Genomic DNA, 21,480 nt, shown 5'->3' with positions numbered 1-21,480 from the left:
CTCTTCGTCCACACGGATCCGCGAAGAAAATACCCCGGGCTGAGAAGGAAGCATGAAGAGCACTTGCCCTCGGCATCGAGGTGGGAGGGGCCAGGCGGGACCCCTGAGACGGCCCGATACCGGAAGGGAAACAGGCCGGCAGGATCCCCGCTCTCACCCGGGCACGCCCCCCGCCGTGAAAGGCCTGCTCCGGGAGGGATCCGGCGACAGTCCGGGCCATTGTGGATAAACTTCCCTCCTGTGTTTTCCGGGGTGGGCCGGGATCAGGTAAAAGTGACTGCGTGGAGGTGGGGGATGGGTCGGCTGGCGAAAGCCGCGGCGATTCACGTCTTGACCTGTGTGTTTTTCTGTGGCGCCGTGGTCGTTCCGGACGATGGGACGTCTGATGCGCAGGCCTTTCCCGATCATATGCCGGCAATGGTAACTGCCTGGAAGACGAGCGGCGAGCAGGGGTTGCGGCACTACATCAGGGAAAACCGGCCCACCCTGTCGGGGGAAGCAATCCTGAGCTTTGCTCGCAAGAGTCCCCCAAAACTCGAGGGAGAACTTTCACCCGGGGATCGTCTGGGGATCGCCTGCATCGCCTTGGCGGAATTCGGAGACGAGCGGCTCCTCGCCGCTGCCCTTCTGCAGACCGGCAACTATTTCGAGGATATCGACGACTATTCCCGGGCCTTGACCTACTACGACCAGGCCTTTGCGCTTTATGAAAAACTGGGGGACCTCTCCAGCCAGGGGAAGGTGTGGACGTATCGGGGTGCGATCGCCCAAATACGGGGAGAAAATCGGCAAGCCCTGGAAATGTTTGAGAAGGCTCGGGTTCTTTTTGAGAAAGCCGGTGACCTCGTTGGTCAGGGAGATGTCTGCTTCTGCCGAAGCACCGTCCTCTTCAGGATGGGTAAACCGTCTGAAGCGCTGGCCCTGGCCCAGGCGGCCTTGACGATCTACGAAAAGGCGAATCACGCACAGGGCATCGGGAACGTGTATCACGAACTCGGCGCGCAACACCTGGCCTCCGGAGATCCCCGGCAGGCCCTCGCCGATTTTGACCGCGCTCTCGGGTATTACGAGAAGGCGGGTAATCCTTTCGGAGTGGCTGCCGCCCACGAGTACCGCGGGAACATTTTCCTTCGGCAGGGGGAGGCGGAAAAGGCGCTGACCGAGTATGAAAAATCCTTGAAAATACACGAGAAAGGAGGTTCAGCGGCCGGGCAGGGTGGTCTCTGTTACCGCATCGGCAACCTCTTCGCCCAAACCGGAGACCTTGCCCGCGCACGTTCCATGTATGAGAAGTCCCTGAGCTTCCTGGAAAAATCCGGGAACCTGGTCGAACTGGGGAGCGCGTACAAGGCCATGGGAAACCTCGCTTTTCGAACGGGGGACAATGCCGGCGCCCTCGATCTCTACACAAAAGCCCTTGTTTTCTATGAGAAAACCGAAAATGCCGCCGGGCAGGGCAACGTCTACAAAAGTCGGGGAGACATCCACTTTCGCATGGGTGAAGTCAAGCAGGCCCTGGCCATGTATGACCAAGCGTACATTTTTCATGACCGAGCCCATTCCCTGCTGGGCTTGGGGAGCATTTACAAGTCGCGTGGAGACGTCATCCGCTACACCGGCGACCTTGCGCGGGCCTTGACCCAGTATGACATGGCTCTCCAGTGTTTTGAAAAGGGGGGGTCCACACTGGGCCAGGCCAATGTCTACCGTACCCGCGGCGATGTTTTCGGCGGCTCCGGTGACGGGGCCCGGGCCCTGGAGATGTACGGCAAGGCACTCTCTCTCTATGAGAAGGCGAAATCCCCGGGCGGGCAGGGCCACGTCTACAAGAGCCGTGGGGACATTCTCCTGGGCGAAGGTGACCTGGCCGGCGCCCTTGAAATGTACGACAAGGCACTGCCATATTTCGAGAAGATCAACTCTCCCTGGGGCCAGGGCAGCGTTTACCAGCAGCGTGGCCGAGCCTTCTTTCGCCTCGGTGACAGGTCCCGGGCCCTCGAGATGTACGACCGGTCAATCGCTCTCTACGAGAAAGCGAGTTCTCCGATCGGCCGCGGGATCGTGTTCCTGGGGCGGGGTGAAGTGTACTCCTCCCTGGCCGACGATGGACGTGCGATGAGCATGTACGAGGCGGCCCTCAAGGAATTCGACCGGGCCGGTTACCCGGAGGGGCGAGCGGAAGCGCTCTTCGGGGAGGCCGGGCTCATGGCCAAGGCTAAAAAGCCTCGGGAGGCGCTCGCCCGGTACGAGGAAGCCTTGGCGCTCCTGGAGGGGATCCGACGTCGAAGCGGCCTCGAGGAACTCAAGAGCGGCTTCATGCGGAAGGAGTCCGGGAACTACGAACGCGCGTCGCTGTTCATGCTGGGCAATGGTTTCGGGGAGAATGCGTTCCGCGCCGTCGAGGGAGTGAGAGCGAGGCTGTTCCTGGACCGCTTGGCGGAGAATCAGGTGGACCTGTCAAAGGGTGTTCCGCCGGAGCTGAAGGTGAAACGCGACGAAGGGGAGTCCCGCCTGGCCATCCTGAGAGACCAGCGACGGGACTTGCTGGCTGAGGACCTGGAGGAGGGGGAACGCAACCGTCGCCTGGAGGCGCTCTCGGTGGACATCGCTGCGGCGGAAATGTCCCTGGAGGAACTGAGAGCCTCGATCCGGCTTCAAAACCCTTTGTTTGCTTCCGTGGAGTACCCTGAGATCCCGACGGCGGAACATGTCCGGAAACGGATCCTCCGACCCGGCGAGGCCCTGCTGGAGTATTATCTGGGCGGGGAAGAGGCGTGGTGCTTCGTGCTGTCGCGGGATGCCTTCCTCCCGGTCCGTCTTCCCGCTGCCCGAGCCGCGATCGAGCGGGACGTGAAGTTGCTCCTCGGTACATTGCTCTCCACGAGGTCCGGTGAAGGACCGTCCGCCGGGGAACGCCTCTACGGCTGCCTCATCGGGCCCCTTGAAAAACACATTCGAGGGAAAAAGCTCATCGTGGCTCCCGATGGGGTCCTGGCGAAATTGCCCTTCGAAATGCTCTGGAAGCGTGTACGGGGAGAAGTATCGTTTCTCGTGGAGACCCACGAGGTGAGGTATATCCCGTCCGCAGCCGTTCTGGCTTTTTACCGGCGGAAGTATGAAGGCGGGAAAGCGTCCGGCGGCTTTATCGGTTTCGGAGATCCCGTGTATGACTACGAGAACTTCCTGAAACACAACACCGAAAAGGGTGTACAGGTTTCTCTGGACGGTTTGGCGCCGCGCGGAAAAGGGCCGGGATCGATCTTGCTGGAGCGGCTCCCGGCCTCCGGGGAGGAGGTCCGGAACGTGGGTGAACTTTTCCGTGGGCAAAAACGGGAGGGAACGATTCGGCTGCGGGAGGCAGCGCGAGAGGGGAATGTCAGGGAATTGGGATTGAAGGGTTACTCGTATATCCATTTCGCCACCCATGGCATCGTGAGCGAAACCTTCCAGGCGTTGGCACTCTCCCGGGCCCCGGACGACGCCGACGATGGCCTGTTGACCATGGGCGAGGTCATGAACCTGGATTGGGACGCCCGCCTGGTGTTCCTGTCGGGTTGTGAGACCGGTTTGGGTGCGGTGGAGCAGGGGGAGGGCATCACCGGGCTGGCGAGGGCGGTGATGTACGCGGGGAGCCCTGCCGCGGTGGTCAGCCTCTGGAGCGTGACGGATGAGGGAGCGAGGGAATTTGTGACCCGCTTCTACCAAATCCTGCTGACACAGGGGAGAACGCCGGCTGACGCCCTGCGGGCGGCGAAGATGGAACTGCTTCGCGGTTCAGGCCGGGGAGGCGGCAGCCTTCGAGAAAGGGGCGGGACGGTTCGGAAAGACCCGAAAGATTCGGGCGACCGGAAGAACACGGAAGACCGCTCCTCACCCTTCTACTGGGCCCCCTTCGTGCTTTACGGGGAATAGACACCCCGGCCCTCGACCGTGTTGCGATTCCACGGGCTTTTGCCTGCTGAATCGGGTCAGGTTTCCCCGGCCTCGTCGGCTGGCAGGGCGATTCGTGTCGAAAGGGGTCAAGCCCGTCCTCCCAGGCCTCACTTTTTCAGGGAGAAGACGATAACGGCGTCCAGGACGGCGGCGGCGGCCTTGTCCTCGTCGAAGGGCAGCCCGGGGCCCTTGATGGAGTAGTAGCCCGACATGTCGGTCTCCTCGTCGCTGTCGCCGATGACGGTGAAGTCCTTGTCCAGCAGCGTCAGGTTCAGCAGTTGGTTGAGCCGCTGGTCCTCCGGTGAGAGCTTCGGGTTGTGGACGAGGAAGGAGAGGGGGTCCGCCCCCGTGCCCACCACGATGACCCAGTGACCGCCGGACCGCGTGTAGCCGTCCTCGCCCTCCTGGTACCAGCCGTTGTTGAAGACCATGACGCAGTCGGGGTTCTGGGCCGCTTCTCGCATCCACTTCATGTCGGGCTTGCCGGCGATCTTGTACCCGGCGTTCTTCGCCGAGACCTTCCGCCAGGTGGCCAGCTCCAGCCGGGCGAACTGGTAGCCTCTCGACTCCACGTAGCTGCGAAGGCCGGTCAGGATCCGCTCGGGCCCGGCGCCTTTTTCGGGGTCCACGCTCATCTCCTCCGCCAGCTTGTGGATCAGGTCGATCTGCGCGGTCTTCCCGGTGCCGTCGACGAGCTTCGTCAGCTCCCTGGCCCGGCTGAGGTAGATCAGCCCGTCGGAGATGGAGGTGGGGGCGCAGTAGTACCGGCCGTCGTTGGCAAAGCCGGCGTCGGGGTCCCGCTGGCAGAAGGCGGGGGTGAGGGCGTCCTTGCTCTTCCCGCCCTGGCCGGGGGCGTACGAGGCCAGGACGGCCAGCACGACGACTGACACGCAGAGCGCTCGGCGGAAGAAAGGACGGTTCCGGGCAAACTCGGATGGAAACACGTGCATGGATCTGCCTCCCTGGTTGTTGCGAAACGGAACCGGGTCAGGGTTCCGCCATTTTCATCCTGAACAGTTCCACGGCGTTGTCGTGAAAAACCGCTTTCCAGTCCTCCGGGGGGATGGCTTTCCGGATCGCCCGGATGTACTGCCCCATGGGCACCAGGGGCCAGTCGGAGCCGTAGAGGAATTTCCGGGGGTTTCCCGCGAAGCGGTACATCCACCGGATGGGCTTGATCAGGTAAGTGTCGAGGTCCTCTGCCGCGAACTGGGACAGATCGCCGATCATGATCCCCGAGAGGTCCACGTAGACGTTGGGGTTCTTGAAGACGACCTCCGCCGCCGAGACGGTCCAGGGGTTCCCGCAGTGGGCGATGACGAAACGGACCTTGGGGTGGTCCACCGCCACCTCGTCGAGGGTGAGCGGGTCGGCGTACTTCACCTTGGCGGTCCGGCTGTAGGTGTCCCCCGTGTGGGAGACGGCCCCCACCACGTGATTCTCCTTCATCTCCTTCAGCAATTCCTCGCGGGTCTGGCGGATCCGGCTGGCAGCCTCCCGCTCGCCCGTGAAGATCGTGTGCATGTGGGCGTCGATGACGGGGAGGGGTTCCCCGGCCTCGTCGGGCGGCCGGGCGGTGGCCGGGCAGACGGCGGGGAAAGCCGCTATGGATAACAGGGTGACCCATCGGAATGCTCGCTTCATGCCGGTTCCTCCGCCGGAATCTGGTTTAGCCAGTCTTTTCGCAGTCCTTGAACACGGCGAAGGTACCCTGCGGAAGCAGTGATTGTCAAGGGTAACTCGACGTCTGGCGGATCGCGCGACAGAGCGAGGGCAGTTCCCGGACGGCCTCGGTCAGCACCATGCTGGCCCGGGGCATGACGGGGCCGTCGTCGTAAACCTTCATGTAGTAGACCACCGGCTGGAGGCAGCCGAGCCCGTCGGACCCGCCCAGGAACTCGAAGTCGATGGAGTGGGGCACATAGCCGGCGCTCTCCGCCGTCCGCTGGCTGAGGTCGGGGAAGCGCATCCGCGGCATCTCCCGCCGGGGCCGGAGGACCTCCGGCGGGATGTTGCCGAAGCGCCGCCGCACCAGTTGTTTCCGGGTCTGGGCCGGCTGGCTCTTCGCCCTCGGGGAATCGGTCGTCTGTTCGAACATGGGGTCCCTCCTCTTTGGTCCTTTCCCGGCGACCAACTTGCCGCTCCGACATTCCGTTCGCCGGATCTCACCGAAACGTGATATAGTGCGCGGTTCGACCGGGCGGGTGACCGACACTTCGAGGAGCGACCATGGAACAGGACAAGACGCTGGACACGAACGTTGCGGGAGTGCTGGCGAAGGCTGCGAAGCTGGCGGGGAAGGCGGCGGCCGCATCGGCCGCGGCGGAGCGCCTGGCGGCCGACGTGGAGCGCAACGCCTTCACCCTCGCCGGGCGGGCGGAGAAGGCCCTGACCGCCCTGGCGGCCCTCGAGGGCTTCCCCGAGGCCCTCGCCCGGGCCCGGGCGCGCGTCGAGGCCCTCCGGGACGCGGCGGAGAGCACCCGGCGCCGAGCCCAGGCCTCCATCCCGGCCCTCCTGGCGGAGAAACTGGCCCCCGCGGGGCTGGTCCTCGAGGGGACGCTGCCCGAGCTGCGGTGCGGCCTGTTGACCCTCCGCTTCCGCCCCGAGGCGAAGAAGCCCGTGGTGGAGGTCTTCTACGGCCCCGGCGTGGCCCGGTTGAAGGTCCTTCCCGTGGACGCGGAGGCGGTGGCGGAAGCGGTGGCCGACGTCCACCGGGACCTGGCCGCCGAGCCGCTGGACGAAGTCGTCTTCCTCCGGGGCCTGCGCGTCGCCTACCGCATGGCCTTCGCCCGCCGGGGCGAGCCCGACGACGGCCGCCCCGCTCCCCTGCCCGACGTCATGGCGGAGTTCGCCTTCGCCCGCCAGGCCGCCCGGTTCCGCTCCGACCCCGTCCGGGAGGCCTTCGCGTCCTACGGCCGCGTCCGGTTCAGCTTCGACCTCTTCCGGCTGCAAAAGCGTGAGCTGGACGGCGAGACGTTGCGCCTGGGCGTCGCTTCCCGGGAGCAGACCCGCAAGCCGGAGCACCACCTGTGGGTTCCCACGGACCTGCGGGGACACGGCACCCACTTCGCCGACCTCGCCTTCCGGAGGGCCGAATGAGCCCCCACGAACTGACCCCGGACGTCGCCCGCCAGATCGTCGAGACCCTCGGCGCCCACGGGACGCCCCCCGAGTGGGGCTTCCAGTTCTTCACCGCGGGGCTGGAGGAGTACCTCCAGGTGATCGAGGACGACTACCTCAAGACCTACGTGGCCCACGGCGGCGCCTCCTTCAAGATGGTGGTGGGGGCTTACGGCGGCGGCAAGACCCACTTCCTGTACAACGTCCGGGAACTGGCCTGGAAGCATGGGTACGTGGTGAGCTACGTCTCGCTGCGGCAGGACGAGTCCCCCTTCCACCGCATGGACCGCGTCTACCGGGCCATCGCCCTGAACCTCATGGCGCCCATGACCCCCGAGGAGATCCTGGAGGGCGGCGAGAAGGGGATCGGCGCCTTCCTCAAGCTCTGGTACGAGCGGGCCCTGGAACAGACGGCGGCCACCGCCCTCGACCCCGGGCAGCAGGCGGCGGCGCTCAAGGAAGTCGCGCGGTCGGGCGTGGCGGACCTCGAGGGGGCCCACTACGCCTCCGCGGTCCGGCACGCTTTCGGGGCGCTGGCGGAGGACAGCGTCGACGACTTCGAGGTCATCCTCCAGTGGCTCACCGCCGACGGCTACGACCACCATCTCCACCGGGAGTTCGGCATCCTCCGCCCCCTGGACCGGGCCATCGCCTTCAACTCCATCCGGAGCCTGGTGCAGTGGGTCCGCAACCTGGGCTACCGCGGCCTGGTGATCCTCCTGGACGAGGCGGAGCAGGTCCCCTCCATGTCGTCGAAGCAGCGGGAGATCATGCTGAGCAACCTCCGCGAGCTCATCGACGAGTGCGGGCAGAGCGCCTTCCGCAACGTGATGGTCTTCTACGCCGTGCCCGGCGAGCAGTTCCTCGACGGCCAGGCCAACGTCTACGAGGCCCTCAAGCAGCGGGTCCACTCGGTGTTCGAGTTCTACAACCCGAGCGGCGTCAAGATTTATCTGGAAAAGCTCGGGGGCGACCCCCTCCGCCTGCTGGAGGAGATCGGCGGCAAGCTCTCCACCGTCTTCGAGCGGGCCTTCGACGTGAGCTTCGACCCCGACAAGGTGGAGGAGGCCGTGCGCCTGGCGGCCGTGGAGGCCTACGAGCAGCGCTTCGGCGACATCGGCTACAAGCGGCTCTTCGTGCAGGGCCTCGTCCGGGTCTTCCACTACCTCCGCCGCAAGCCCGACACCGCCGTGGACGGGGCGTGGGTCCGCAGCCTCTTCGAGGGGGGCGCCTGATGGCCGGTTACGAGGTCGGAGACCGGGTGCGGCACTTCATCTGGGGCGAGGGGACGGTCCACCGGGTCTTCCACCAGGGGTTGGAGTGCGACGTCCGCTTCGACAACGGGCTCACCTTTCGCCTCTCCCGGATGGTGCTACGGCCGGTGGATCTCGATGTCGGCCCGTCTCCCGGGCTGCTGGACATCCGGGGACCGGCCGGGACAGAACCGGCCATCCCCCCGCCGAAGGTCCCCGACCCCGCCGCCCTTGTGGCGAAGCATGTGGCACACCTGAAGACGAGAGGCAGGGGAAAGGGACCCTGCCGCTACGGAGAGGCGGCGGCCCCCAGGGAAACCCCTCGAGTCGCCGCTCCCGCCCTCGAACCCGTCCGCGTGCGGGTCACTCCCGCCCCCTTCCTCCCGGAACACGTCCGCGCGCGCAACGTGCTGGAGGCCTTCCGGCTGGGGATCGTGCCCCGCCACTCCATCCGGGACTGGACCTTCGGCCGGGAGAAGGAGTTGCACACCCTGAGCGAGTGGCTCAAGAATTTGGCCGAGGGGGCCCTGATCCTGGAGGGGGCGTACGGTTCCGGCAAGACCCACCTCCTCGAGTACCTGGCCCACCACGCCCTGGGCCTGGGTTACGCCGCCGCCGTGGTGCGGCTCGACCCGGGGCAGGGGAACGCCGCCTTCCCCTGGCGGCTCTACCGGGAGGTGATGCGGGCGGTCCGCGTGTCCCGGGGCGCCGGGGAGGCGGACCTCCGGGAGGTCCTGGAGTCGTGCGCCGGGAAGGTCAAAACACTGAGGTGGCTGCGGAAGCACCCGCTCCTCGGGGATTTCCTTGCCGCCCTGGCGGAGGGCCGCCTGACGGAGGCCGACTGGCTCGCCTTCGGCGGGGAGGAGGTCTACGCCCCGCACTTCCATTTCCACGCCGATTTCACCACGGTGGGGAACGTGGTCTGCAACCTGCTGGGGTGCGTGGGGTCCCTCCTGGTGCACGCCGCCGACCTGAACGGACTGGTGATTCTCCTGGACGAGACGGAGACGGCGAAGACCTGCCTCTACAATTACCACTGGACCCGGAGCCTCAACCTCCTGCGGGCCCTCACCCTCACCGCCAACGACGACCCCGACCTGATGGAGGAGAAGGTGGCGAAGGAGAACGGGGTCTACGTCGGGAACCGGACGCGCCTGGTCTACGCCGGGCACTACCGGAAGGTCCGCTACCTGGAGCGCATCCCCTCGTTCCTCAAGGTGGTGGTGGCCATCACACCCGGCTCCTTCTCCCCCACCTTCCGGGAGTGGCGGGGCTCCATCCCCCTCCTGGAGCTGGACCGGGTGGGGAGGGAGTCGGTGAAGGACCTCTTCGACGCCATCCACGGGCGCTACCGGGAGGTCTTCGGGGCGGGGCTGCCCCCCCGGGAGCTGAAGGACTGCGTCCGCCTCCTGGGGGAGCGCGACCCCGGCCGGTCCACCCGGGGATTCATCAAGGGCGCGGTGGAACTCCTGGACTTCAAACGGTTCTACCCGGACCTCTCCGTTCGGGAGATCGTCGACCGGGCCGCCTGCGCCTTCGCGTCGCTGTAGTCCCAACCCGGGAAATCCGGGAAAAAACCACGGATGAACACGGATAGACACGGATGAACACGGATAACGACCTCGAAGTGCGTGAACGGGACCGACGGGGCACGCGGGGCGAAAGGGGAAGGCTTCTGCGCCGGAAGGACGGGCTGTCCCGGCTCGTTTCGGCCACCCGTTCCCGCGTGGGCCGGACGGGGGCGTTCCGGCCCCGGGTGAGCGGAGCGTCGCTCCGGGGACACCGTTCTGCCGGGTTCGGGGGGATGACCCGTGTCCATCCGTGTCCATCCGTCGTTCATTCCCGTCCTGCCCGGGTCGGGAGTGGGCGGTGAGCCCCGCCGTGACCCCGGGCTCGCCCTTCGACCCCCGCCGGGCCCTGCGGCGGACGTGGGGCGTGTTCTTCCAGCGCTTCGGGCGCCTCCTGCCCATCCAGGCGGAGGCCGTCCCCGTGCTCCTGGCCGGGCGGGACGCCCTGCTGAGCGCCCCCACGGCCACCGGCAAGACGGAGGCCGCCGTCGCGCCGCTCCTGGAGCGCCTGCTGGCCTCGGGCTCCCCGCCGGGCGGCCTGCTCTACGTGGCGCCCACCCGGGCGCTGGTCAACGACCTGGACCGGCGGCTGGCGGGCCCCTGCCGTGACCTGGGGCTTCAGCTCGCGGTCCGGACGGGGGACCGGAAGGAACTGAAGACGGCCCGCCCGCCCCACGTCCTGCTCACCACCCCCGAGTCCCTGGACTCCCTCCTGTGCCGCGCCCCGGCGGTCTTCTGCCAGACCCGGGCGCTGGTCCTCGACGAGATCCACCAGGTGGACGCCAACTACCGGGGCGACCAGCTCCGGGTCCTCGTGCGACGGCTGGAAGCGGCGGCCGGCCGGCGGCCGCAATCGGCCGCCCTCTCCGCCACCCTGGCGGACGCGGAAGCCACCGCCGCGCGCTACCTGTCCGACCCCGCGGTCTGCCGGGCCGGGTCGGGGCGGGGCCTGGAGCTGCGGCTCGCGGGCTCGCTGGCGGAGGCGGTGGGGATCCTGCGGGAGACGAAGCGGCTGAAAGCGGTCCTCTTCTGCAACCGCCGCGCCGACGTGGAGGCCGTGGCCACCCGCCTGCCCGCGGAACGCCTCTGGCCCGCCGACGCGGTCTTCGCCCACCACGGGAGCCTGCCGCGCCCCTTCCGCGAGCGGACCGAAGCCGCCCTGCGCCAGCGGGAGTGGGGGATCTGCGCCGCCACCATGACCCTGGAACTCGGGATGGACATCGGGGACGTCAGCGCCGTGGTCCTGCTGGGGCCGCCCCCCACGGCGGCCTCGTTCCAGCAGCGGATCGGCCGGGCCTGCCGGCGCGAGGGGACCATCTTCGTGGTGGGCATCGCGGAAACCGAGTGGGAGCGGGAACTGTTCGAGGCCTACGCCGCCCTGGCCCGGGAAGGCCAGGTGGAACGGACCGGCTACGCGCCCGACCCGTCGGTGATCGTCCAGCAGGCCTTCTCCATCCTCTACGCCCACCCGGGCGGCGTGCCGCCGGCGGACCTGGCGGGGCTCCTGTCCCCCCTGGGCCGGCCGCCGCTCCTTCGGGAGGTCCTGGACCACCTGGAGGCGGAGGGGTGGCTCCGCCGCACGCCCCGGTCCGTCCGGGCCGAGACGTCACTCATGGACCTCGGGGAGCGGGGGCGGGTTCACTCCAACATCCCCGACGCCGGCGAGTTCGAGGTGGTGGACGCCGGCACCGGCGAGGTGGTCTGCCGGGCATTCCTCCAGGTGGCGGTCGGTTCCGTGGTGGCCCTGGCGGGGCGGGTGTGGGAGGTGACGGGGATCGGGCGGAAGGCGGTGATGGTCCGCCGGTGCCCGGAGGGGGCCCCCGAAACCCGCTTCGGCGCCCGGCCCCAGCAGGGGGCCTTTTACCGCTACCTCCCCGAGAAACTCCGGACCCCTGGAGTGCGGTAGCGAGTCCCCGAGCTACCGCTTTCGAGATCCTTCTCGACACGTGGTGATCGGATCTAGAACCACGAACTCTGAAAAGAGAAAACCAGTTTGGTAGGTCCCTGGCACTGGATTCTGCACTGCCAGGATCGTGCCTGCCGATCCTTCACACCGTCCCAATCGTGCCCTCTGCATCGTCACCCCGTCAGGGGTGAAATGTTTGTAGTAAAAGAGGTTGTTTGTAATTTCCCCCGCGCGCCGCCGGGGGTGAACCGTGCCGCGGGGCACCATCCCGGGCCGGCGGCGCGCGGGGGAGGAAAACCTGTATAACTACCATTACTACAAATATTTCATCCCAGATGGGGTGAGGGCGCGAAGGGGCGACGGCATCGCGAGGCAATGACGGGTTCGACTGGTGTCAAAGACCAGGGGTACGGGGAGAAAATGCTTTGATTATCAAGGAGCTGAGGCCGCGGGAGAAGGTGCGGCCGACGGGGTCGGAGACGGAGCGGTCTGCTTTGCCAAACAGGAGCGTCGTGTCCCGGCAGCCGGCGTTTTTCCGGCGCCGCCTCCGGGGCGCAAGGGTCTTCAAACGGCCTGAAACCGGCGGGAGCACCCCCTGCCGGGGGAACTCCCGCCGGCTAATCTCTGCTATCCTTGCGGGATAGGATTTCCTCGTATTTCAAGCAGGCAACGGAGGAATGACGCAACGGGGCTGAACATCCCCGAATCCGGACGGTGTCATGCCGGGACCATCGTCGGGAACCCGGCCCGCGGTTTCGACGATCCGACATATTTTACGGTTCCCTTCGCGACTGGCAGCGTGTAGAGTCGGGACATGAACGACCCGGGCGGCCGGAAACTGTAGAGGGGAGGGAACGATGCGCATCGCACTGGTGGGGGCGGAACTCGAGGAGAACCTGTCGGTACGCTACATCTGGGCTACCCTGGAGCAGGCGGGGCACGAGGTCTGTTTCGTCCGCTTCAACGGGCCGGGGGACCTGGAGACCTGCGCGGGGACCCTGGCGGCGTCGGGGGCCCGGGTCGCGGGGTTCAGCATGGTCTTCACCCTCCGCGCCGCCCAGTTCGTCGGCCTGGCCCGGCGGGCGCGGGAAAAGGGCTTTCGCGGCCTGATCCTGGCCGGGGGCGCCTTCGCGGCCCTCAGCGCCGACGACCTCCTGCGGGACGAACCGGCCTTCGACGCGGTGGCCGTGGGCGAGGGCGAAGGCATCCTCCGCGCCCTGGCCGCCGCGGACGGCGTGCCGGACACCGTCCCCGGCCTCGTCTGGCGCGCACCGGACGGCGAACTGCGGGTGAACGCCCCGGCCGTCCCGCCGTCCGACCTGGACACCCTCCCCGAGCCGGTCCGTTTGCAGCCCCCCCTGCGGTTCCTGGGCCTGCCTGCAGTGAATGTCGTGTCCTCGCGGGGCTGCTCCCACGGCTGCGCCTTCTGTTCCATCAGCGCCTGGCACCGGCGCTGCGGCGGGGAGCGTTACCGCCTTCGCCGGCCGGGGGCCATGGCCGCCGAGGTCGGACGGCTTTACCGGGACGGGGTGCGAATCTTCAATTTCCACGACGACAACTTCCTGCCTCCCGGGAAGGACGCGGCCCTGGAGCGGGTGCGGGCGCTCGAGGCGGCGTTCCGGGAGGAGAAGGTCGGCCGGATCGCCTTCGCCCTCAAGGCCCGGGCCGACGAGGTGGAAAGGGAAACGTTCGGGATCCTGAAGCGGATGGGCCTGTTCCGGGTCTTCCTGGGGGTGGAGGGGTCGAACGCGGCCACGCTCCGGCGACTGGGCCGCGGCCAGGGACCGGATGACAACACCCGGGCCCTAGGCCTCCTCGATGCCCTCGACCTCCACGTCTGCTTCAACCTCCTCGTCCAGGACCCCGACGCCACCCTCGAGGACTTCCGGTCCCACGTCGCCTTTATCCGGACACACGCGAATCACCCGCTCAACATCTGCCGCACCGAGGTCTACACCGGCACTCCTCTGGAGGCCCGCCTGAGGGGCCAGGGACGCCTTCTCGGCGACTACCGGGGGTGGGACTACCGGATGGGCGACCCCCGGTCCCAGCGCCTGTTCGAGATCTGGTGGCCGGCCTTCGAGGGAAGGAGCCACCCGGTGGACTGCCTCCACCACCTGGCCATGAACGTGGACTTCGAGCGGCAGCTCGCCGGCCACTTCTTCTCCCTGCCCGCGGACCTCGACGCCCGCTCGCGCGACTTCGTGCAGACCGTGAACCGGAATACCGCGGCCCACCTCGATCGGGCCGCGGACAGGGCGGAATCGCCCCTGGACGCAACCGGCGTCCGGCAGGCCTCCCGGGAGCTGGCCGCCGGGGTCTCCCGGGACAACCGCGAGCTGAAAGTGGAAGGGAACCGGCTGCTCCTGCAGATCCGGACCGCCTGCCGCATCCAGGCGACGTCCCCGGAACGCGGACCGCGAGGTGGCCGGCTGTCCCGGGTCGCCTCGTGGGGCCTCGCCGCCGCCCTGGCCGCCGGTGCAAGCACGCTGACGGCCGCCCCGGAACCCTGCGAACCGGGGAAGACCGAGGATTCCACCGGCCCGACACCCGGCAAAGCGGTCTCGCAGGGAGCCGCGCCCGCCTCGGCCGCCGAGCGGGAAGCCCCCAAAAGCCTGAAGAAAGCGATCCGATCCTTCCTGTGGGATAACAGCAGAGACGTCTTTTCCTTCCTGTTGCTCACGGGAAATATGCTTTTTCAGGATCTGGTGGCCACCGTCCATATATCGGACGACGGTCGAATCGTTCTCTGCCGACTGGTCGTCGGCGGGTGGAATGTGGGCGGGAAGCCTCCGGATGCGGTCGCGATCCGTGAGGCGAACGGGATCCTGGACGACGTGCGCCGGTCAAACTGGCCGCCTTCCCGGAACAAAGTGAATAACCTGAAGGCGCTGGGCAAGGAAATCCTTCCACTTCTCGAAGAGCGGATGAAAGCCTGCAAGGCGGGTCCGGAACGGACCTGGCTCGAGACGCTCCACCGGGAAGCCGTGGATATCGCCCAACTGGACGAGGGGTTCACGGCCCTTGCCGACGTCCTGTCGAAATACACGGCTAACAGGCGTTGTAGATCCTGCCGAGTGGAGGTCCGGTTCACCCGGAAGGAGGTGGAAGCGGTCAACGGCACCATGATGTGCGAAGTCGTGGCCGAACCGGGGGTCAACACCTGGCACAGCATGAAGGAAACGGTGATCAAGGGCAAGGAACTTTCCGACCTGCCGCTGAAGTGATGGCCGTTCGGCCGAAGTCGATCATCCCCACCCTGCACCTGGCACCATGCACTTCTGGATGTTCTCTCACGGAGGGCACGGAGGACACGGAGGGGAGGGTTGGACGATGTGCAAGAGGCAACGGGTGCCAGATACTACCTAAGGCCCATCTAATCAATCAGACATAATGACTTCATGGCCAACTCATTTGCCATCAATCAGTCATAACGACGCTGCTTGATGGCGCAGGGCGAGGCAAGCGGGTCCGTGAAATACCGTTTGACCAAAGCGGTAGCTCGAAGACTCGCTACCACACTCCGAAAGCGGCGCTCCGGCGGCCTGCGCGCCGCACTCCCCGGCGAGATGCCCGGCTCCGCCAGGAGCCGCATTTTGGCAGCAACAGCCCTGAAGGAACGCTTGCGCACCGGAGGCGGTGGGGGCAAAACGAGGATTCCCTGTCCTGCCGGCAACGGAAAATGTCCGGGCCCGTCCGGCATTTCCGGCAAAAAAAAGACCTGCCGCGACCCACCGAAACACGGTAAAATACGGGGGATGACAATCCCGCAGCCCGTGGCGCGGGCTTCAGCCTGCGCGGGAAATCAACGGGGCCGCGGGACGCTGTGCGAAACCGCCGGACTTTTGCGAGAACGCCCGGAGTGCATATCGAGCCGCCCCGCCGGCCGGCGGACACCCGGAGGACCATCGCCGATGAGCAACGAACCGAGCACCGCCGACGAGACACCGGGGACGGCCCCCGACGGGGCCGGGCCCGCGGGCGCCGGGGCGGCGACCCCGCTTCGCGCCGCCTGGCCGGTGTTCCTCGTCGTCCTGGCGGTGGCCCTGGTCTACGCCCCGGTGGCGCGGCACGACTTCATCACCTTCGACGACCCCGCCTACCTCACGGAGAACGATCACGTCCGCGGCGGCCTGACCCTGGAGAACATCCGGTGGGCCTTCACGGCGGGGCACGCCGCCCTGTGGCACCCGCTCACCTGGCTGTCCCACATGCTGGACTGCGAGCTGTTCGGGATGAACCCCGGGGCCCACCACCTCGTCAGCGTGGGTTTCCACGCGGCCAACACCCTGCTCCTGTTCCTCTTCCTTTACCTGGCGACGCGGCGGCGCTGGCCGTCCATCCTCTGCGCGGCCCTGTTCGCCCTTCACCCCCTGCGGGTCGAGTCCGTCGCGTGGGCGGCTGAGCGCAAGGACGTCCTGAGCGCCTTCTTTCTCCTTCTGACCCTCCTGGCCTGGCTGGCCTACGTCCGCCGGCCCGCGTGGCCCCGGCACCTGCTGGCCCTCCTTTTCTTCGCGGCGGGGCTCCTCTCCAAGCCCATGCTGGTCACGGTCCCCTTCCTCCTGCTGGTCCTGGACGCCTGGCCCCTGGGACGGTTGACCCGCCGGCCCCGGGAGGGCGAGGAGGCCGGGGCGCCCCCGGCGTGGGACTTCCGGCCGGTGCCGCGGCTCCTCCTGGAGAAGCTGCCGTTCTTCGCGCTCTCGGCCCTCCTGGTGGGCTTCACGCTCTACACGGCGCGCCAGGCCATGCCGGTGGAGGGGATCCTTTCCCTGCCGGTACGGTTCGCCAACGCGGTGGCGTCGTTCTGGATCTACCTCCGCCAGACCGTGTGGCCCGGGGGGCTCTCCCTGCTCTACCCCTTCACCCCGCCGGGCACCCCGTGGGCGACCCTGGCGGGGGCGGCGGCGATCCTGGCCGTGACCGCCGCCCTGGTCCTGCTGGCCCGGCGCCACCCGGCGCCCCTGGCGGGGTGGCTGTGGTACGCGGGGACCCTGGTGCCCGTCATCGGCCTGATCCAGGTGGGGACCCAGTCACGGGCGGACCGCTTCACCTACATCCCGCACATGGGGCTGTTCATCGCCGTCGTCTGGCTGGGCGCCCTGCTGGTGGAACGCGTGCCGGCGCTCCGGTTCCCCGCGGCGGTCCTGGCGGCGGTCGCCGTCGCGGGCCTGGGCACACTCTCCCTCGTCCAGGTCCGCTACTGGAAGGACAGCGAGACCCTCTACCGGCGCTCCCTCGAGGCGGCGCCCGGGAGCCACCTTCTCAACGTGAACCTGGGCAACGTCTACCTGGAGCAGGAGCGCTTCGCGGAAGCGTTCGACCAGTACGCCCAAGCGCTCCGGGTCAACCCCCGGAACGCCTACGCCCTGGCGAACCTGGGCCGGCTGCGTCTGCGGGAGGGGAAGCCGGCGGAAGCGCTCCCCTGGCTCGACCAGGCCCTGGCGGAGGACCCCGGCCTCCCCATCGCCAACTCCCAGAAAGGGGTCGCCCTCTGCCTGCTGGGCGACCTCCGGGGCGCCGCCGTTTTTCTCGGGAAGGCCCTCCGCAGCCAACCCCGGGACCCCGACACACTCTGCAACCTGGCTGCCGTCCGGGCCCGGCAGGGACGGGGGGACGAGGCCCGGGACCTCTACCGGCGGGCCCTGGACGTCGATCCGGATCGGGCCCCGGCCCACGCTTCCCTCGGCACGCTGCTCCTCTCCGCCGGGGACACCCCGGGGGGCCTCGCCCACCTGGAGACCGCGGTCCGGCTCGAGCCCCGCAACGCGGACACCCGCTTCGCCCTCGGCCAGGCCTTCCTCCTCACGGGGCGGCTTCCGGAAGCGGCGGCCGAACTCCGGGCGGGGCTCGGCCTGGATCCCGCCGAGGCGAAGGCCTGGTACAACCTGGGACTGATCCTCCATGCCGGGGGGGATGCCGCCGGGGCCGCCGCCGCCCTCGAAGCCGCCACCCGCCTGGATCCGGGAAACGCGGCGGCGCAGAATGCCCTGGGGGTGGTCTGCCTGGTCCAGGGCCGCGACCGGGAGGCCGAGTCCCGGTTCCGGGAGGCCCTGCGCCTGGACCCGGCCCACGTGAAGGCCCGCCTCAACCTCGAGGCCCTTCGGCGGCGGGGGCCCTCCCGCTGAAAACAACCACGAAATACACGGAAATTGAACCACGAACCACACGAACCACACGAACGAAGAATTCAGAATACAGAAGAAGATGGAGGGCAGGAGGCAGGAGAAAGAGACAGCCGTCAGGAGGCCCTGGTTGGGAGACAGGAGAAAGGAGACGGCGTTTGGCTGGTTGAGCTCAATCGGAGATGCCTCTTCTCCGTGTCCCGTGCCGGGGCGAGAGACAATCCATACGCTTTATTTCGGGGTCGATGGAAAGTCCCGGTCCCGGTAGTTTTCCGCGGGGTTCACAGGGCCAGGTCGAGGCTGACGGGGCAGTGGTCGGAGCCCGGAACCTCGGGGTGGATGGCGGCGTCAGTCACCTTCTCCCGGAGGGCGTGGCTCACGAGGAAGATGTCGATCCGCCAGCCCACGTTCCGGGCCCGGGCGCCCAGGCGCTGGGACCACCACGTATAGAGTCCCTTCTCGCCGGGGCGGCGTTCCCGAAGGACGTCGGCCGTGCCGCAGGCGAGGTAGGCGCGGAAGTCCTCCCGTTCCTCGTCGGTGAAGCCGGGGTTCAATCGGTTGGTGGCGGGGTTGGCCAGGTCGATTTCCTCGGGGGCCACGTTGAGGTCGCCGGTGATGACGAGGTGCCGGCCCTGAGCGTGCCGTTCCCGGATGAAGCGGCAGAGGTCCGCGGCGAACTGCCGCTTGTAGGGCAATCTCACTAACCCCTGGGAGGCGTTGGGGAAGTAGCCGTTCACCAGCAGGGCGCCGCCGAGGTCGGAGAGGATGACGCGCCCTTCCCGGTCGTGGTCCTCGATGCCCAGTCCCCGGGTGTGCCCGATGCCGAGGGCCTTCCGGCTCAGCGTGGCGGTGCCCGCGTAGCCCTTCTTCGCGGTTGCGGGGAACCAGCAGACGTCGAAGGCCGCCTCCAGCCGGGCGCGGACATCGGGCTCCACCTGCTCCCACTCGGCGCGGGTCTCCTGCAGGCAGAGCACGTCGGGGTCCGCCGCCGCCAGCCACTCCAGGAAGCCCTTCTTGAGCACCGCCCGAAAGCCGTTGACGTTCCAAGTGTAAATGCGCATGAATCCTCCCCCATGGTGTTCCTGCACGGCCGGTTCACCGGCAGCGCCCATCTTAGCACGAAAGAGCGCTTGCCGCTGCGGAGGATCTTCGCCGCGGCGCGCAGCGCCTCGACGAGAGCGCCCTTCGCCAGCGGGAACTTCCCGGCCGGCCGCCCCCCGGGCCCCATCCGCCGGCTGTCCCCCGGGCCCCATCCGCCGGCTGTCCCTTATGTCCTTTGGGTCCTTTTGGTCCTTTCGTCCCTTCCCTACGCCGTCACGGCTCCCGGGGCGCCTTCCCGGCGAAAAAGCCTTGCACCCGCCGGGGCGAAACCGTAAGATGCTTCTTTATCCTGCGTTCGGAGGGGAGCACCATGCCGGTGAAGGTTGGTTTCGACAACGACAAGTACCTGCGGGAGCAGCGCGCGGCCATCCTGGAGCGGGTGGAGCAGTTCAAGGGGAAACTCTACCTGGAGTTCGGCGGCAAGCTCCTCTACGACTACCACGCCAGCCGGGTCCTGCCGGGCTTCGACCCCAACGTCAAGATGCGCCTGCTGCGCGAGCTGCGGGACCAGGCCGACATCCTCCTGTGCATCTACGCCGGCGACATCGAGCGCCGCAAGGTCCGGGCGGACTTCGGCATCACCTACGACGTGGACGCCCTCAAGCTCATCGACGACCTGGCCGACTGGGGCGTCCCCGTCACCGCCGTGGTGATCACCCGCTACGACGGCCAGCCCGCGGCGCGGATCTTCAAGAACAAGCTGGAGCGGCGCGGTCTGCCCGTCGTCACCCACCGGGCCATTCCCGGCTACCCCGTGGACATCGACCGGATCGTCAGCGAGGAGGGCTTCGGCGCCAACCCCGCCGTACCCACCGCCAAGCCCCTGGTGGTGGTGACGGGCCCCGGTCCCGGCAGCGGCAAGCTGGCCACCTGTCTCAACCAGATGTACCACGACCACCGGCAGGGGGTCACCAGCGGATACGCCAAGTTCGAGACCTTCCCCATCTGGAACCTGCCCCTGCGCCACGCGGTGAACGTGGCGTACGAGGCCGCCACCGCCGAGCTGCGGGACGTCAACCTCATCGACCCCTTCCACCTGGACGCCTACGGGAAGACCGCCGCGAACTACAACCGGGACGTGGAGATCTTCCCGGTGCTGCAACGGATCCTGGAGCGGATCACCGAGTCCGCCTCCCCCTACCGCTCCCCCACCGACATGGGGGTCAACCGCGCCGGCTTCGGCATCGTGGACGACGAGGCCGTACAGGCGGCGGCCCGGCAGGAGATCATCCGGCGCCACTTCCGCTATGCCTGCGAGTACATGCTGGGGCTGGTGGACCACGAGACCGCCCGGCGGGCCGAGCTGCTCATGCGCGACGCGGGGCTCCGGCCCGAGGACCGTCCCGTGGTGGGCCCCGCGCGGCAGGCCGCCGAGGCCGCCGAGGAAGGCGGGAAGGGCCACGACGGCATCTACTGCGGCGCCGCGATGGAACTGCCGGACGGCGCGGTGGTCACGGGGAAGAACTCCGCCCTGATGCACGCCGCCTCCAGCCTGGTGCTCAATGCCGCCAAGGCCCTGGCGGGGATCCCTGACAAGATCGACCTGATCTCCCCCGCGATCCTGGCCTCCATTTCGACCCTGAAAACGCAGACGGCCCGCCGGCACGTCAGCCTGGACCTGAACGAGGCCCTCATCGCCCTGGCCATCAGCTCCGCCACCAACCCCACCGCCCAGCTGGCCGTCGAGAAGCTCAAGGCGTTGCGGGGCTGCGAGGCCCACCTCACCCACATCCCCACCCCGGGCGACGAGGCCGGGCTGCGGGACCTGGGCATCAACCTCACCACCGAGCCCCAGTTCTCCTCGCGAAGGCTGTTCGTGCGGTGAAGCCGGGGCCCCTCCCGGCATGGGCGGCCGTGAGACGGCTGTCGGTTCTCGGCGGATTACGGCTCCGGCTCGTCGTCGCCGGGCTCGGGGGGCGGGAGTTTCACGGGGTTGGGGATGCCCCGGCGGCGGGCGAAGTCCTCGAGGGCCCGCAGGTGGCGGCGATCGGACTGGCGGAGCCCCGCCAGGAGGTTCCTGAGGGTGTCGCAGAGACCGTCCAGGATGCCGGCCGTGTGGGATTCGAAGGCGGTGTTTTCCAGTTCGAGGGCGGCCTGCACCGCGGCCTGAAGGTCCAGGTCCCGGGCGCGCATGAGGTCGTCCACCCGCGAGAGGATGGACTGGACGGCCGCCCGGTCGATCTCGGGGCACTTGATCAGGTTGAGGTTCTGCCGGACCATGTTGTGGGCCATCAGGACCATCCGCGCGTGGTTGTCCTCCTGCCGGGCGAGCTCCCGGAAGAGCTTCTCCACGTCGGCATCGGGCTCGAACCGTTTGGCGAAGCTGATGTAGAGCATCTCCAGCCGTTTCTCGATGCTCTCCAGCGTCACGAAGAGTTCCATGCAGTCCCTGCAGTCCATGAGCACCCCCTTCGAACGGCAAGATCATAGCGCGATTTCAGCTCGAGCGGAAGCACTAGTTCGCAATTTCCCCGTCG

General features: G+C 67.8%; 13 protein-coding genes. 8 read left to right on the top strand and 5 right to left on the bottom strand.

The window, feature by feature from the left end:
• Positions 1–219 precede the first annotated feature (219 nt).
• Positions 220–3,912, top strand: a complete 3,693-nt coding sequence (locus tag KA419_02095; protein ID MBP7864714.1) for a CHAT domain-containing protein — start codon at positions 220–222, stop codon at positions 3,910–3,912.
• A 128-nt stretch (positions 3,913–4,040) separates the two neighbouring features.
• Here the strand turns inward: KA419_02095 and KA419_02090 are convergent, their stop codons facing one another.
• The 3 genes from KA419_02090 to KA419_02080 all read right to left on the bottom strand — a co-directional run bounded on the left by KA419_02090 (position 4,041) and on the right by KA419_02080 (position 6,031).
• A complete protein-coding gene (locus tag KA419_02090; protein MBP7864713.1) occupies positions 4,041–4,883 on the bottom strand; it encodes a hypothetical protein in 843 nt (280 codons plus the stop codon).
• A 37-nt stretch (positions 4,884–4,920) separates the two neighbouring features.
• Complete coding sequence (locus tag KA419_02085; protein MBP7864712.1) at positions 4,921–5,577, bottom strand: amidohydrolase family protein; 657 nt, start codon at positions 5,575–5,577, stop codon at positions 4,921–4,923.
• A gap of 85 nt (positions 5,578–5,662) precedes the next feature.
• Positions 5,663–6,031: a hypothetical protein gene (locus KA419_02080; protein MBP7864711.1), complete on the bottom strand. Its 369-nt coding sequence runs from the start codon at positions 6,029–6,031 to the stop codon at positions 5,663–5,665.
• Between the two features lie 131 nt (positions 6,032–6,162).
• Between KA419_02080 and KA419_02075 the strand changes: the two genes are divergently transcribed.
• The 6 genes from KA419_02075 to KA419_02050 all read left to right on the top strand — a co-directional run bounded on the left by KA419_02075 (position 6,163) and on the right by KA419_02050 (position 17,905).
• A complete protein-coding gene (locus tag KA419_02075) occupies positions 6,163–7,032 on the top strand; it encodes a hypothetical protein (protein ID MBP7864710.1) in 870 nt (289 codons plus the stop codon).
• Entirely contained in the window at positions 7,029–8,288 is a 1,260-nt protein-coding gene (locus KA419_02070) for a DUF2791 family P-loop domain-containing protein (protein ID MBP7864709.1), read from the top strand. The genes KA419_02075 and KA419_02070 overlap by 4 nt, the downstream gene beginning before the upstream one ends.
• Positions 8,288–9,856: a DUF2791 family P-loop domain-containing protein gene (locus KA419_02065; protein ID MBP7864708.1), complete on the top strand. Its 1,569-nt coding sequence runs from the start codon at positions 8,288–8,290 to the stop codon at positions 9,854–9,856. Before KA419_02070 ends, KA419_02065 begins: the two co-directional genes overlap by 1 nt.
• Positions 9,857–10,175: 319 nt before the next feature.
• Positions 10,176–11,780, top strand: a complete 1,605-nt coding sequence (locus KA419_02060) for a DEAD/DEAH box helicase (GenBank protein ID MBP7864707.1) — start codon at positions 10,176–10,178, stop codon at positions 11,778–11,780.
• Positions 11,781–12,637: 857 nt separating this feature from the next.
• Entirely contained in the window at positions 12,638–15,007 is a 2,370-nt protein-coding gene (locus KA419_02055; protein MBP7864706.1) for a B12-binding domain-containing radical SAM protein, read from the top strand.
• 687 nt (positions 15,008–15,694) lie between these two features.
• A complete protein-coding gene (locus KA419_02050) occupies positions 15,695–17,905 on the top strand; it encodes a tetratricopeptide repeat protein (GenBank protein ID MBP7864705.1) in 2,211 nt (736 codons plus the stop codon).
• A 278-nt stretch (positions 17,906–18,183) separates the two neighbouring features.
• Here KA419_02050 and xth read toward each other — a convergent pair whose 3' ends face one another.
• A complete protein-coding gene (xth, locus tag KA419_02045) occupies positions 18,184–18,963 on the bottom strand; it encodes an exodeoxyribonuclease III (GenBank protein ID MBP7864704.1) in 780 nt (259 codons plus the stop codon).
• Between the two features lie 350 nt (positions 18,964–19,313).
• Between xth and KA419_02040 the strand changes: the two genes are divergently transcribed.
• Positions 19,314–20,828, top strand: a complete 1,515-nt coding sequence (locus tag KA419_02040; GenBank protein ID MBP7864703.1) for a DUF1846 domain-containing protein — start codon at positions 19,314–19,316, stop codon at positions 20,826–20,828.
• Positions 20,829–20,884: 56 nt separating this feature from the next.
• On the opposite strand, the gene KA419_02035 is transcribed toward KA419_02040, so the two are convergent.
• Complete coding sequence (locus tag KA419_02035) at positions 20,885–21,403, bottom strand: hypothetical protein (GenBank protein MBP7864702.1); 519 nt, start codon at positions 21,401–21,403, stop codon at positions 20,885–20,887.
• Positions 21,404–21,480 lie beyond the last annotated feature (77 nt).

It is taken from the genome of Acidobacteriota bacterium (assembly GCA_018001935.1).
Lineage (GTDB): Bacteria > Acidobacteriota > JAAYUB01 > JAAYUB01 > JAAYUB01 > JAGNHB01.
The sequence above is the reverse complement of the archived record's forward strand: the minus strand, read 5'-3'. Positions and strand labels throughout refer to the sequence as shown.

Bases quoted from the DNA above. Each gene is read 5' to 3' on its own strand.
- KA419_02090 (MBP7864713.1), bottom strand. From the start codon at position 4,883: ATGCACGTGTTTCCATCCGAGTTTGCCCGGAACCGTCCTTTCTTCCGC.
- KA419_02085 (MBP7864712.1), bottom strand. From the start codon at position 5,577: ATGAAGCGAGCATTCCGATGGGTCACCCTGTTATCCATAGCGGCTTTC.
- KA419_02080 (MBP7864711.1), bottom strand. From the start codon at position 6,031: ATGTTCGAACAGACGACCGATTCCCCGAGGGCGAAGAGCCAGCCGGCC.
- KA419_02075 (MBP7864710.1), top strand. From the start codon at position 6,163: ATGGAACAGGACAAGACGCTGGACACGAACGTTGCGGGAGTGCTGGCG.
- KA419_02070 (MBP7864709.1), top strand. From the start codon at position 7,029: ATGAGCCCCCACGAACTGACCCCGGACGTCGCCCGCCAGATCGTCGAG.
- KA419_02065 (MBP7864708.1), top strand. From the start codon at position 8,288: ATGGCCGGTTACGAGGTCGGAGACCGGGTGCGGCACTTCATCTGGGGC.
- KA419_02055 (MBP7864706.1), top strand. From the start codon at position 12,638: ATGCGCATCGCACTGGTGGGGGCGGAACTCGAGGAGAACCTGTCGGTA.
- KA419_02050 (MBP7864705.1), top strand. From the start codon at position 15,695: ATGAGCAACGAACCGAGCACCGCCGACGAGACACCGGGGACGGCCCCC.
- xth (MBP7864704.1), bottom strand. From the start codon at position 18,963: ATGCGCATTTACACTTGGAACGTCAACGGCTTTCGGGCGGTGCTCAAG.
- KA419_02040 (MBP7864703.1), top strand. From the start codon at position 19,314: ATGCCGGTGAAGGTTGGTTTCGACAACGACAAGTACCTGCGGGAGCAG.
- KA419_02035 (MBP7864702.1), bottom strand. From the start codon at position 21,403: ATGGACTGCAGGGACTGCATGGAACTCTTCGTGACGCTGGAGAGCATC.